The organism is Bacillus sp. BML-BC051 (assembly GCF_019656175.1).
GTDB lineage: Bacteria > Bacillota > Bacilli > Bacillales > Bacillaceae_G > Bacillus_A > Bacillus_A mobilis.
In genome coordinates this window covers 1-12745 of the sequence record NZ_BPLI01000076.1, presented here as the reverse complement: position 1 = coordinate 12745, position 12745 = coordinate 1, and the positions used below count along the sequence as shown (strand labels likewise).

Sequence of the window (12745 nt, the reverse complement as noted above, 5' to 3'; positions counted from 1 at the left end):
ATAATGATATCCTTTTTTGTTTTGTTAATTTGATAGAAGCGAGTGGGGTGTCAAAAGCAATTTCTGTAAAATAATTTCATCAAAAGAGGGGATTTATATGCATTTTGAAAGAGATAGATATTTTTTAGAGATGGCATTGGAAGAAGCTGAAATGGCATTAAAAGAAAATACATATCCAGTAGGAGCAGTTATTGTTGATGAAAATAATAGTGTTATTGCAAGAGGAAGAAATAGAGTGCATCCACAAAGAGACGTAACAGCTCACGCAGAGATAGACGCTATTCGTAATGCAGGCCAAGCAATGTTTGATGCAAAAATAAACAATGAGAAGTTTACTATTTATAGCACGTTGGAACCGTGTCCAATGTGTACAGGCGGTATTTTATTTGCAAAAATACAGAGAGTAGTCTGGTTACTAAATGATGACTTAGGTTTTGGTGGATATAAAAAGATAAAAAACGCTTTAGTATTCGAAGGGAAATTTAATAAAATCGAAATGGTGGAAGAACCATTGAAAGATTTAAAAACGAGACAATTAGAACTTATGAGACAATGGGAGCTAAATCCAAACAATGTTGTTAATTTACGTAAGGCAATAAAAAAATAGTTGTTTCTTTAAATTAAAATACTGCCATATTACCATCAATTTAAAAAATATAGTGAAATTATATCAATTTAACAATAAAATATGGGAGAATCTATTACTAATAGAAAGCCGTCCTAAAAGTATTCTAGGATGGCTCTTTTTTGTTGTGAGGAGATAAAAGTATGGAGAGTAAACAAAGTAGAAATGAGTACTTACGACGCATTTATAAAGTGCAAGATTATATAGAATCACACATAAATGATTCACTTTCAATTGAAGAGTTAGCGGATGTAGCAGGATTTTCAAAGTTTCATTTTCATCGTATTTTTAAAGGGATAGTAGACGAACCATTATCACGGTATGTAAACCGATTAAAATTAGAAAGAGCAACAAATTTACTTACATACCGTTTTGATATGACAATTACAGATATTGCGTACCACTTCGGATTCACAGATTCAGCAGTTTTCTCCCGCACATTTAAAAGTCATTACGGAATAAGTCCATCTCAATATCGAAACGACAATAGCAAGAATTGCAAAGACGTAAGCGAAACTTCTCAATACAATGAGTGTAAGAAGGTTCGAGGAAATGTTGAAATTGTAACAGCGGATAATATAAACGTCGCATACAAAAGACATATCGGTACATATGAAGAGTTAACGATTGCTTTTCCAAAAATGATAGAGAAATTATTTCATTACGCAGCGGAGGAAAACTGTCATGTATTTGAGCATACGAAAGTATTAACCATTTATCACGATCATCATGAATTTACTGAGGGCAATCATTTACGAACTAGTTTATGTATAACAATTCCGAATGAATCCGCAGTAGAAACGAGCGACATTGGAATAATGGTAATACCTTCTGGAAAGTATGCGGTAGGTCATTTTGAAATATTCCAAGATGAATATAAAGGAGCATGGGATTTCTTATATGGTGAGTGGCTTCCAAATAGCGGATATAAACCGAGGGATTCATATCCTTTTGAAATGTATAAAAATGACCCAAGGCAGCACCCGGAAAAGAAACATATAGTTGATATATATGTACCTATCGAACCTTTTTAATCGTTGATTAAGGGGGAAGAACAATGCAAACTGCTGAAAAGCTAGACTGTATTATAAAAGAAGAATACAAAAATATTAATGGTATGTTAGTAGTGCAGAGAGGTAATGTTGTTTTTGAAAATTATTATAATGGCTACAGTCCAGATGATGCGTTTCATGTAGCGTCAGTTACAAAAACGATAATCTCTGCGTTAATTGGGATATGTATAGATAAGCGCTATATAAAAAGTGTTGATCAAAAAGTAATAGAATTTTTCTCGGAATATAACGTTCATTCACCTGAAATAACAGTAGGTCATCTTCTTACGATGACAGCTCCACATCCTTTCGTAGACTGGCAGGAACCGTTAGAAGAATTATGTACGCAAGAGGATTGGGTACAGTATACACTTAATAGAATGGGGAATGGCGGAGAAATCGGATCTTTTAAATACTCATCTGCAGGAGCTCATGTACTATCAGCAATTATTACGAGCGCAACAGGAAAAGGTGTCCGTGAATTTGCGAATGAATACTTATTTCAGCCACTCGGCATGAGAGAAATTCCAAACTACAATATGAAAGCATTTGGATTTGATGACTTATTCGGAAAAGATGTAAAGGGATGGGTTCATGATCCAAATGGTATTTCGATAGGCGGCTGGGGACTAACGTTAACAGTTAAAGATATGGCTAAGTTTGGACAGCTATATTTGAATGAGGGTATTCATAATGGAAAACAGATACTATCAAAATCATGGATAAAAGAATCGACAACAATGAACCAAAATCAATATGGTTACTTATGGTGGTTACGAGAAGAGGATGGAATCTTTTCATACTGTGCAATGGGCGATGGTGGGAATGTGGTTTGCTGCGTACCAGAGAAGGAACTGGTGGTGGCGATTGCTTCTGAGGTTATACCGAATGCAGGGGATAGATGGAAGTTAATTAAAGAGTGCATATTTCCTTATTTAAAAGATTAATATGGTTATTTTTATAAAAATAAGAATGAAAGTTTTAGTTAAACTTGTTTTGTTCTTCATGATAGAAAAAAGTGTTGTATTAACTAAGTTGAGCAACTAAGATTAGAAAACTTCAACACCTATACGATTATTGAATAATTGCAAGGTGTTGAAGTACTTTATAATTTGTTTAGGTACTCTTAACTATTTTTTAACTTTTTGATGTATTAGATACATCATGCCAAACACAATTACCAGCAAGATAAATTTAATTAATTCCATTAGGCTAATATCCCATTTTGTTTCTACTCCATCTGTTAAATAAAATACATTGAACATGCCATGTAAAATTGCAGGTGTTATCACAGAACGGCTATACTCTTTCGTATACGTCAAAATTATAGATAAAATAAATAATAACGAGAGATAGCTTAATATACCTACAAACCATAATCCATAGTTTTTATAAAAGATTGATACTGGTAAATGCCATAAAGACCAAAGCGATGCAGTAATGATTGCTGTTTGTTTTAATGAATATTTTTTTCGTAAATGGTAATGAAAATTTCCACGCCATATGATTTCTTCTAAAAATGCAGACAAAGCAGCAATTGTAAGACCAATGAGTAGGAGAAATCCTAATTCATTACAATAATTAAATAAGAATTTTATATTATAAATATAAAAATAGAAATGCAGACATAGCCCTAGAAGTATTGGGAATAAAATGGAGAAAATCAAAGTTCTTATTTTTGGACGTGAAATTCCAAATGTATGAACTATTTTTTGTTTCTTATATAATTTCTGATATAAAATAGCAGCTAAAAGCGGAATAACCATCGTAAACCCTAAGTAATTACGACCATTTTCTATGTTCAGTAAGATGATATATACAAGCGATGTAAGGCAATACATACATAATGTTGAATGATAAACTATGTTTCTATTTATATTTTTCACCTACTTACATGTATAAGTGATTAATCAAATATCCGATATTTTAATTATATATGAAATGGAAATTACATATGTTGAACTTGTAGAAAAAGTTAGACTAACCCCGTAACTTTACACAGCAAAAAATCGTTTAACAAAAGAAAGGATTTTCAATCACGAATGGGGGAGAACAATGAAGATTCTAATTCTAGGTGGTACACGATTTTTAGGAAGAGCTTTTGTAGAAGAGGCATTAAAAAGAGGGCATGAAGTTACATTATTTAATCGCGGAACGAATAAAGAAATTTTTCCTGAAGTAGAGCAGTTAATTGGTGATAGAAATAATGATGTTTCAAGTTTAGAAAATCGAAAATGGGATGCGGTAGTCGACACGTGTGGATTTTCTCCGCATCATATTAGAAATGTTGGAGAAGTGTTACGGGATAATATAAAGCATTATATATTCATTTCAAGTCTTTCTGTATATAAAGATTGGATTCCGCATCAAATAAAAGAAGATTATATATTACAAGCTGAACCTACGGGTGATCAATTAAAGGCTGTGGAGAATGGTGAAGTTTCTCCTTATGAGTATTATGGTGCGCTGAAAGTATTGTGTGAAAAAGAAGCAGAGAAGTATTGGCCGGGGCGTGTTCTACACGTAAGAGCAGGACTTCTTTCAGGTATGTATGATTATACAGACCGGCTTCCATACTGGATTGGGCGTGTAGCAAAGGGAGGAGAAGTGTTAGTTCCAGGAAGAAAAGACCGCCCAGTGCAGGTAGTTGATATAAAAGACGTCGCAAACTGGGGACTAAACATGGCAGAAAACAATAAAGCAGGTATATTCAATGTTACAGGTCCAAGTTATGAATTGACGATGGAAGAGCTATTAAATACGTGTAAAAAGGTTACGAGTAGTGATGCTGCATTCGTTTGGGTAGATGAATCATTTATGAATGAACATAAAGTACAGCCTTGGACAGAGATGCCACTATGGCTTCCAGAAACTTTTTCATTAGAAGGTGAGACGAAGCCGTGGAAAGGTGGTTTTTCTATTAGTATAGATAGTGCTGTGAAAGAAGGGCTTACTTTTAGAAGATTAGAACATACAGTTACAGATGTGTATGAGTGGATGAAGAGTGTGGACGAATGGGAATTAAAAGCAGGTATTTCAGGCGAGAGGGAGAAAGATTTGTTAGAAAAGTGGTATCAATAAATTTAGATGAGCCCTTTGAATATACTTGATTGCACATAAGATGGAATCATAAAAATAATAGTAGAACTTGGGTTGCTCCTTCGTTAGAAACTTTCATGAAGTGGTGGGAAAGTGGGAAGATAACAATTTAAACATAGTATCATGAAAAACGCCTTGTTACGAAAGAAACAAGGCGTTTTTTGCAATTAAAAAATCTACCACTCTATCGATTCTTCCCCGTACATGTCCTATAACTTAGGAAACATCTTTTTTAATCCTTCTTCGTCATCTTCATTCCAGTCCAGTCTAACTTCATATCAACTCCCTCAGATTGTTCTTCTGTTTCAAACTCTATTGCTTTCACACTACCGGCTGTGCCTAAAACACAACGTAGTCTTTATACCGCGTAAGACTTCCACCTCAAAGTCGAGCAAATATGAGGAAGCCCCGTATAAATAAGTTGTATGAATTACTATTATTAGATTGTGTTTGTGACTATATTTTGGAAATTTTCTGTTGATTTACAATATGCGATAGTATATATTGTATATAAAGTATATATACAATATTTTTAAAAAGAGGTATTTGCATGCAAATCGTTATTACGAACACTTCAAAGGAACCTATTTATGAACAAATTGGCGTCCAAATAAAAAAACTTATTTTACTAGGTGATTTAAGGCAAGGAGATGCTCTTCCTTCAATGCGTCAGTTAGCAAAAGATTTAAGAGTAAGTATTATTACAACGAAAAGAGCATATGAAGAACTGGAAAAAGACGGTTTTATTTATTCAATTGTCGGAAGGGGGTCCTTTGTAGCAGAACAAAACATTGAAACTATGAAAGAAAAAAAATTAAAGACAGTTGAAGAAAAGTTGTGTGAAGCGATTCAAAATGCTAAACAAATGGATGTTTCTTTAAATGATCTAAAAGAAATGCTTACAATTTTATACGAGGAGGAAAACTCTTGGAAAACGTAATAGAACTTCAAAATGTCAGTAAATCTTTTAAAGGATTTCAAATTAAAAATTTTTCGATGGAAGTAAAAAAAGGATTTGTTACGGGTTTTATTGGGGGAAATGGATCAGGTAAATCTACAACGATTAAAATGATTATGAATCTAATGAACCCGGATAGTGGAAATGTCTCCTTATTTGGCATGAACTATTCGACTGATGCGAAGCGAATTAAAGAAAGAATTGGTTTCGTTTATGACGATAATGTGTTTTATGATGAACTCACATTAAAGGAAATTACTAAAATTATTGCGCCTGCTTATAAAAAATGGGATTTTAACCAATTTACATATTATAAAGATCTGTTCGAATTACCATTAAATAAAAAAATGAAAACATTCTCCAAAGGAATGAAAATGAAAGCCTCTCTTGCAATTGCCCTTTCACATCATGCTGAACTAATTATTATGGATGAGCCTACTTCCGGACTCGATCCGGTATTTAGAAGAGAATTATTGGATGTTTTACAAAATATTATGCAGGATGGTGAGAAAACTATCTTTTTCTCATCTCATATTACAACGGATTTAGACCGCATTGCCGATTATATTACATTTATTCAAAATGGGAAGCATATTTTTACAAAAGATATTTATGCCATTGCAGAAGATTATATTTTGGTCAAAGGACCACTAGATATGTTAGATTTTGATACTGAGCGTGAATTTATATCTGTATGTAAGGCAAATACAGGTTTCGAGGGATTGATTGAAAATGTAAATTCTATCGAAACTTTATTTAATAAAGAAGTGGTGATTGAAAAACCAAGTTTAGAGGATATTATGTATTTCATGAAAAAGGGGGAGTCAAGATGCTTAATTTAATTAAAAAGGATTTGATTTTACAAAAAACTTTTTTACCTGCTTATCTCTTATTTTTAGTTACCTATTTGTGGGCCGGCATGGATGTTGCATATGTCATAATCATTTGTAGTGCCGTTTTTGTAATTAACACATATCAATCTGATGATAAAGATAATGCTAATATTTTAGTAAACTCATTACCGTATACTAGGAAGGAAATTATAAGTTCAAAATACGTTGGAACCTTATTTTTTACAATAGTAATCATTCCATTTTGTTTGGTTGGGAAATATTTCATTTTAGACAGCATGGAATTTCAACTTTCCTTAGAAAGTTACATCCTAGGCTTCTTGGCAGTCATGCTGATTACTGCATTTTACATCCCATTTTTTGTTGCATTTAAAGTGAAAACACTGGTACCAGTTTTTATATTTTTATCTATTGGAGTTATATATTTAATGCGAAATACTCCATATTTATTAAATAAATATGCTAATGGCGTACTGACCTTTTTAAAAGAGATTTCAGATTTGAAATTATTTCTTATATTTGCTGTCATAGCAGTAGGGTGCTATGGGGTTTCATGGATATTATCTATTCGTATCTATCAGAACAAGGCCCTTTAATAGCAAGTTCTAAAAGGAGGATCATTTACATGACATCAAAAAAATGGCGTCCTATTCGAATACGAAATTGGCTAAAAACTCTTGGAGCATTTTTCGTTATGCAACTAATTTTTATCATCCTTGATATGAATTCGTGGATACCGAACTTCAAGGAAGGAGGAGTTGGGGATCGTCTCGTTAATTCAGAGTTCTTTACGGAATGGTTCGCTCCTTATAAAACAAAGCAATTTAACGTATTAACGGTAGTTATGGCTATTTTACTATTCCTAAATGTATTAACAAGTGTAATAAAAGACGCTTTTTCTAGAAAAAAAATTAATTAGCACATAAGTTGACCTTGCATCTTTTTTAATAATGTCTTAACAATATTTAAAAACAACAGAGGAAAGATAAAACTCCATTTATTGAAGTTTTACTTTATCTTTTATAATGATTCCTTAGGAATTATTTGATTTTTCAGTTTTGTATATTGACAATGTTTCCATTCGTCCCCCATAATGCTTCTCTAGTGTATGCAGTGATTGTGACATATGTATTTATACTTGTGATGATAAATGATGTGTATTGTTTTTGGAAAGTTAAAAAATCATTGAAAGAAATGGAAAAAATCAGTAATCTTATTTGTGCAGTACATACATAATAGTTTTATAGCGATTTTCAAATGAAATATAAGGGGAAATGGTGTGGATCTAACATTTAAAGTAGAGGAAACATGTTTTAATTACCGAGTCGGAGCAATTTGTAAACAGAATAATAAAATACTCATTCTGCAAGGTGACGGTGAAGATTTTTGGTATGTACCAGGCGGAAGAGTGAAAATGCTAGAAAATAGTGAAGACGCGTTAACACGAGAACTTGCGGAAGAGTTAGCGGTTCCTATTGAGGTGAAGAGATTAATATGGTCGGTAGAAAATTTCTTTACACTTTCTGAACGAAAGTTTCATGAAATTAGTTTTTACTATGAAGTAGAGCTGAAACAATTACCTGCGAATGGAGCGGAGCAATATGTTTTGGAAGAAGAAGGTAGAACGTATTTCTTTAAGTGGGTGCCGGTAGAAGAGTTAGATACATATAACTTACAGCCATCATTTATAAAAGAGAAAGTAAAGGATGTATTAGTTCATACAGAACATATCATATCATTTTACAAAAGTAAATGTATGGGAGGGGAAAAGGATGAAAGGGACTAAAAAAGAAATTCTTATAGAAGGAAAAGTAATTCCGTATACACATATTGAAAAAGGTTCTAATACAGTATGCTTTATGTTTTCAGGCTCGGGATACAATTACGATAAACCGTTATTTTATTATGCGACGATGCTTATGCTCGAAAATAAAATAGATGTAGTACATATTCATTATTCTTATGACGAACAAGTAATGAATAAACCAATGGAAGAAATAACGAAAGTAATGATGGATGATATTAATCCTATAATGAAGGAAGTATTAAAAGGTGAGCAATACAACGAGACGATGTTTTTAGGGAAGTCACTAGGAACAATTCCGATTGCAAATGATTTAATGAAGAGAGAAGAGTTTGCAAAGTCAAAGATGATACTACTTACACCTTTGCTTACTTTTGATTCAATTTTTGATTCGATTTTACATAGTCGTCATGAAGGGTTATTAGTAATTGGAGATAAAGATCACCAATATAATGCAGATCAAATCGATCCGTTATATAAAACAAATTTACAGATCCAAGTTGTCAAAAATGCAACTCATTCTGTAAATGTTGGGGAATATGAAACAGAGAATTCAATTGAGGCGATAGCAAATATAATAAAAAAACTTAAAGAAGTTATTAGGACAAACCAACCTATCAATACATAAAAAAAGAGGTGCAATTTGCACCTCTTTTACTTTAATAAGCCTTCAAAACATGGAGCAAATAATCCTTACGATTCAGCGGATTATAATCAACGCGTTTTCGAATAGGAAAGGGACCCGTCAGTTTTATAAAACCAGCTGGCTTCGTTGTAAATATACCTTCTCCTTCAGTGAATGAATGAAGCATTCGTTTAAAATTCTCTGTTTTCGCAACAGGTAATGACCCAGTTAACTGGTAAGAATCATTATTGAATATAGGCTCTGCAAAAGTTGCTGGAATAGCAGCTAGTTTATACATTGCAGTACTAATTGTATGTTCCGGTACAGTTAATTCAAATTCGTTTACAGGTTCATATACACATGTTTCAGCTTGCTTTAAAGCATTCATTAAAACGAGTGGTGTTAAGTTTCTAAAGTCACTCGCTGTAGTAACAGGACTAGCATAACCTGTATGGGTTAACGTGACGATAATGTCCGTAACTTCCCATCCGTACAAACCTTGATTTAACGTTTGAAATACAGTATCTTCAATCGCTTTATGAAATGCTAAAGGCAATGATCCAAGTTCAACGCCTAAGTTATATGTTATGCCAGAGTTAAGCTCACCACGTTTGATTTTAAAACCAATTGTTGCGTAAAATGGATTCGCTTTTTCGCCCATTACTTCAATGCTATTCCCTATGCCAATGGGTTTCTCAATACATACGACACGCGTATTTGAGAAAGTAACTTGCAAATTATATTTCTCAAAAAGAGTTGTTTCAATTACCTCTTTTTGTACTTCACCGAAAAGGCGAATATATAGTTCATTATGAACATCATCTTTCCACACTTTAATGAGCGGATCTTCTTCACATAGCTCCATAAGCGCAGCGTATAGATCATGGATTCGTTCTTTTGGTAATGCTTCAATAACAGCTTCCATTTGTGGTTCGGCAAAGTGAATGTCTCTTATATAAAGAGTCCGTTCACCGATAATATCACCAATTTTAATATCATTTAGTCCCCACACTTTGGAAAATTCTCCGCTAGGAACGATAGAAGCTTGAACGGCATTTCCGTTATGAAACATACATATTTTCTTAATCTTTTCTTTATGTGCTAGAGCTTCCCCGCGCTGTATATAAACATATTTTCTAACATGTAAACGACCAGAAAAAACTCTTATATATGCAATCTTTTCCCCAGAAGGTTCACGTTCAATTTTAAAAACAACACCGGATAATATTTCATGTTCTGCCGGATTTTTAGCTGGAATTAAGTCTGAAATATTTTCGAGCAGTTCAGTTACTCCCATACCTGTCATAGCTGAACCGAAAAAGATAGGGAACACATTTGCTTGCGTTATTTGTTTAATGAGTTCTTCTCTTAATAGTGTTTCCGGTACAATTTCGTTATTTACGTATGACTCAAGTAAAGATTCATTATATGGTGCTAGCAGTTCTATACAATCGTCATATGATTTGTATGCAATGATACGGGCTTCTTTCGTTCCTTCGTTTAGGGCAGAGTAGAAGGGGAATGCTTCATTTGAAAGAATCTCTTTTATTTGCTTCATAACTTTTTCAGTATTTGCACCGCTACGATCAATTTTATTTACGAATAATATTGTTGGTATGTTTAGTTTCTGTAATGTCCGCATTAAAATTTTTGTTTGTGCTTGCACACCTTCAACAGCAGAAATAACTAAGATTGCACCGTCTAGAACGCGGAATGATCGCTCCACTTCAGCGATAAAATCAGCGTGTCCAGGTGTATCTATAACATTTACTTTTAAGTCATTGATACAGAAAGAAACGACAGATGCTTTAATCGTAATTCCGCGCTGTCTTTCTAAATCCATTGAGTCAGTTTGCGTATTACCACTATCTACTCGGCCAATTTCATTAATCACATTCGTTTCATAAAGAATACGCTCAGTCAAACTCGTCTTGCCAGCGTCTACGTGCGCGACAATCCCTATATTTATTGTTGTCATATGTGAATATCCTCATTTCATTTTCCATTTTTAATTCCTCATTTCTATTTGTGTATTGCCGCATTACAATCACTCTCCAGTCATTTGAATTAGTACTATTATAGTGCAATTAACATTATTTGTAACGCGACAAAGCGCCTTAATTTGGAAAAATATAAATGAAAACAAAATGCTTGCATTCTAAATCGATATAGATTATATTAATTGACATATCAACTATTGATACATCAAACATCTTTGTTTTGTATGTAAAGGAGGGGTAGTTTGACAAGTTCATGCTCAAAAGAAGCGATTATTTTATATAAATTACACTTTCTAAATAAAGAAGTAAGTTCGAAGTTTGAAGGGTGTACGGGTATGAGCCAGTCTCGATTAGAGCTTATACTTCAGTTATATGAAGTAGGTGAAATAAGTCAAAAAGCACTTCAACAAGAAGTGAATATTGACAATGCTGCGATTACAAGACATTTAAAGCAGCTAGAGGCAAATGAAATGATAGTAAGACGTAAAAATCCAGACGATAACAGAATTACGTTAGTGTCTCTTACTGAAGAGGGACGAAATAAAATTCAGGCGTTTCAAGAGGAAAAAGAACGTTTTGCAGCTTCAGCATTTAAAGGATTAAGTGAAGAACAGCGCGATAATCTTTTAAATGTGTTAAATCACATTCAAGAAAATATAAAAGAACTTTAAAAAAGGGAGAATACAACTATGACTAACTCAGTAAAAACAAATGATTTTAACGAAATTTTAACAGGACGCCGTTCAATTCGTAAGTACGATCCTTCCGTGAAAATTAGCAAAGAAGAAATGACAGAAATTCTTACAGAAGCAACACTTGCACCATCTTCAGTAAACATGCAACCATGGAGATTTTTAGTGATTGAAAGTGACGAAGCGAAAGCAACACTTGCGCCACTTGCGAAATTTAATCAATCTCAAGTAGAAACATCTTCAGCGATGATTGCTGTATTTGGTGATTTAAACAACTTTGATAACGCAGAAGAAATTTACGGTACAGCAGTAGAGCGCGGTTTAATGCCAGCTGAAGTAAAAGAAGATCAAATGAAAAAACTTTCAGGTTACTTCTCAATGGTTACACCAGACGTAATGAAAGATACAGTACTAATTGACGGTGGTCTTGTAGCAATGCAATTTATGCTAGCAGCTCGTGCTCACGGTTATGACACTTGCCCAATTGGTGGATTTGAAAAAGACCAAATCGCAGAAGCATTCGGATTAGATAAAGAACGTCACGTACCAGTAATGTTAATTTCAATCGGAAAAGCTGCTGACAGTGGTTACCAATCCGTACGCCTTCCAATTGAAAAAGTTGCTGAGTGGAAGTAATTTTATAAATACAGAAATAAGTGAGATATGAGAGGGGAAACACCATGATTATTATTCACGCAATATTTCAAGTAGATCCAGCAAAACAACAATCATTTTTAGAAGAAATTCGTCCGCTTATTCATAGTTCAAGAGAAGAAAGTGGAAATGTATCTTATGACCTTTATAAAGATACAGAAAAAGAAAATGTATATACGATGGTAGAAGTATGGAAAGATGCAGAGGCAGTTGCGAGTCATAATACGAGTGAACACTTCACATCTTTCGTTAGTAAAGTAAAACAATTTTTAACTGCTCCTCTTGATATAAAAGCTTATAATGGAGAGTTAGTAAAATAATATAATATAATATAATATAATAAAAAAGATGACTTTAGCTTATAGTGAACTGAACCCTATAAAAT

At 33.4% G+C, this 12745-nt stretch carries 15 protein-coding genes and 1 pseudogene; 14 read left to right on the top strand and 2 right to left on the bottom strand.

The genetic code is table 11. The features are described from left to right. Positions 1–97: 97 nt before the first annotated feature. From K5S59_RS25125 to K5S59_RS25115, 3 genes are all read left to right on the top strand, one after another. Complete coding sequence (locus tag K5S59_RS25125) at positions 98–607, top strand: nucleoside deaminase (protein WP_098257726.1); 510 nt, start codon at positions 98–100, stop codon at positions 605–607. Positions 608–768: 161 nt separating this feature from the next. Next, positions 769–1659, top strand: coding sequence for an AraC family transcriptional regulator (locus K5S59_RS25120; protein ID WP_120450409.1), 891 nt, complete (start codon positions 769–771; stop codon positions 1657–1659). Between the two features lie 23 nt (positions 1660–1682). After that, positions 1683–2624, top strand: a complete 942-nt coding sequence (locus tag K5S59_RS25115) for a serine hydrolase domain-containing protein (protein WP_098257724.1) — start codon at positions 1683–1685, stop codon at positions 2622–2624. A gap of 183 nt (positions 2625–2807) precedes the next feature. On the opposite strand, the gene K5S59_RS25110 is transcribed toward K5S59_RS25115, so the two are convergent. Beyond that, the gene (locus K5S59_RS25110; protein ID WP_220784098.1) at positions 2808–3563 is read right to left on the bottom strand and encodes a CPBP family intramembrane glutamic endopeptidase; all 756 of its coding nucleotides are present in this window, start codon (positions 3561–3563) and stop codon (positions 2808–2810) included. A gap of 169 nt (positions 3564–3732) precedes the next feature. Between K5S59_RS25110 and K5S59_RS25105 the strand changes: the two genes are divergently transcribed. The 8 genes and pseudogenes from K5S59_RS25105 to K5S59_RS25070 all read left to right on the top strand — a co-directional run bounded on the left by K5S59_RS25105 (position 3733) and on the right by K5S59_RS25070 (position 9017). Then, on the top strand, positions 3733–4758 hold the full coding sequence (locus tag K5S59_RS25105; RefSeq protein ID WP_000697706.1) for an SDR family oxidoreductase: 1026 nt from the start codon (positions 3733–3735) through the stop codon (positions 4756–4758). 41 nt (positions 4759–4799) lie between these two features. After that, positions 4800–4889: pseudogene (locus K5S59_RS25100) on the top strand (SMI1/KNR4 family protein); the annotation flags it as partial. Positions 4890–5326: 437 nt separating this feature from the next. After that, positions 5327–5716 carry a GntR family transcriptional regulator gene (locus tag K5S59_RS25095; protein WP_120450407.1) on the top strand — a complete coding sequence of 130 codons (390 nt, stop codon included), beginning with the start codon at positions 5327–5329 and terminating at the stop codon, positions 5714–5716. Continuing rightward, a complete protein-coding gene (locus K5S59_RS25090) occupies positions 5704–6576 on the top strand; it encodes an ABC transporter ATP-binding protein (RefSeq protein ID WP_000432454.1) in 873 nt (290 codons plus the stop codon). The genes K5S59_RS25095 and K5S59_RS25090 overlap by 13 nt, the downstream gene beginning before the upstream one ends. After that, the gene (locus tag K5S59_RS25085) at positions 6564–7181 is read left to right on the top strand and encodes an ABC-2 transporter permease (RefSeq protein ID WP_000933342.1); all 618 of its coding nucleotides are present in this window, start codon (positions 6564–6566) and stop codon (positions 7179–7181) included. Before K5S59_RS25090 ends, K5S59_RS25085 begins: the two co-directional genes overlap by 13 nt. Positions 7182–7210: 29 nt before the next feature. Continuing rightward, positions 7211–7504, top strand: a complete 294-nt coding sequence (locus K5S59_RS25080) for a YfzA family protein (protein ID WP_000202111.1) — start codon at positions 7211–7213, stop codon at positions 7502–7504. Between the two features lie 360 nt (positions 7505–7864). Continuing rightward, positions 7865–8371 carry an NUDIX hydrolase gene (locus tag K5S59_RS25075; protein ID WP_120450405.1) on the top strand — a complete coding sequence of 169 codons (507 nt, stop codon included), beginning with the start codon at positions 7865–7867 and terminating at the stop codon, positions 8369–8371. Continuing rightward, entirely contained in the window at positions 8358–9017 is a 660-nt protein-coding gene (locus K5S59_RS25070; protein ID WP_000679141.1) for a hypothetical protein, read from the top strand. The genes K5S59_RS25075 and K5S59_RS25070 overlap by 14 nt, the downstream gene beginning before the upstream one ends. 31 nt (positions 9018–9048) lie before the next feature. On the opposite strand, the gene K5S59_RS25065 is transcribed toward K5S59_RS25070, so the two are convergent. Then, positions 9049–10992 carry an elongation factor G gene (locus tag K5S59_RS25065; protein ID WP_212982174.1) on the bottom strand — a complete coding sequence of 648 codons (1944 nt, stop codon included), beginning with the start codon at positions 10990–10992 and terminating at the stop codon, positions 9049–9051. Positions 10993–11256: 264 nt separating this feature from the next. Between K5S59_RS25065 and K5S59_RS25060 the strand changes: the two genes are divergently transcribed. The 3 genes from K5S59_RS25060 to K5S59_RS25050 are packed head-to-tail and all read left to right on the top strand — an operon-like array spanning position 11257 to position 12680. Beyond that, positions 11257–11685 carry a MarR family winged helix-turn-helix transcriptional regulator gene (locus K5S59_RS25060; protein ID WP_061676916.1) on the top strand — a complete coding sequence of 143 codons (429 nt, stop codon included), beginning with the start codon at positions 11257–11259 and terminating at the stop codon, positions 11683–11685. An 18-nt stretch (positions 11686–11703) separates the two neighbouring features. Then, the gene (locus K5S59_RS25055) at positions 11704–12342 is read left to right on the top strand and encodes a nitroreductase family protein (RefSeq protein ID WP_000185376.1); all 639 of its coding nucleotides are present in this window, start codon (positions 11704–11706) and stop codon (positions 12340–12342) included. 44 nt (positions 12343–12386) lie between these two features. Continuing rightward, positions 12387–12680 carry a putative quinol monooxygenase gene (locus tag K5S59_RS25050; RefSeq protein ID WP_000583826.1) on the top strand — a complete coding sequence of 98 codons (294 nt, stop codon included), beginning with the start codon at positions 12387–12389 and terminating at the stop codon, positions 12678–12680. Positions 12681–12745: the final 65 nt, after the last annotated feature.

Bases quoted from the DNA above. Each gene is read 5' to 3' on its own strand.
- K5S59_RS25125 (WP_098257726.1), top strand. From the start codon at position 98: ATGCATTTTGAAAGAGATAGATATTTTTTAGAGATGGCATTGGAAGAA.
- K5S59_RS25120 (WP_120450409.1), top strand. From the start codon at position 769: ATGGAGAGTAAACAAAGTAGAAATGAGTACTTACGACGCATTTATAAA.
- K5S59_RS25115 (WP_098257724.1), top strand. From the start codon at position 1,683: ATGCAAACTGCTGAAAAGCTAGACTGTATTATAAAAGAAGAATACAAA.
- K5S59_RS25105 (WP_000697706.1), top strand. From the start codon at position 3,733: ATGAAGATTCTAATTCTAGGTGGTACACGATTTTTAGGAAGAGCTTTT.
- K5S59_RS25095 (WP_120450407.1), top strand. From the start codon at position 5,327: ATGCAAATCGTTATTACGAACACTTCAAAGGAACCTATTTATGAACAA.
- K5S59_RS25085 (WP_000933342.1), top strand. From the start codon at position 6,564: ATGCTTAATTTAATTAAAAAGGATTTGATTTTACAAAAAACTTTTTTA.
- K5S59_RS25080 (WP_000202111.1), top strand. From the start codon at position 7,211: ATGACATCAAAAAAATGGCGTCCTATTCGAATACGAAATTGGCTAAAA.
- K5S59_RS25070 (WP_000679141.1), top strand. From the start codon at position 8,358: ATGAAAGGGACTAAAAAAGAAATTCTTATAGAAGGAAAAGTAATTCCG.
- K5S59_RS25065 (WP_212982174.1), bottom strand. From the start codon at position 10,992: ATGACAACAATAAATATAGGGATTGTCGCGCACGTAGACGCTGGCAAG.
- K5S59_RS25055 (WP_000185376.1), top strand. From the start codon at position 11,704: ATGACTAACTCAGTAAAAACAAATGATTTTAACGAAATTTTAACAGGA.
- K5S59_RS25050 (WP_000583826.1), top strand. From the start codon at position 12,387: ATGATTATTATTCACGCAATATTTCAAGTAGATCCAGCAAAACAACAA.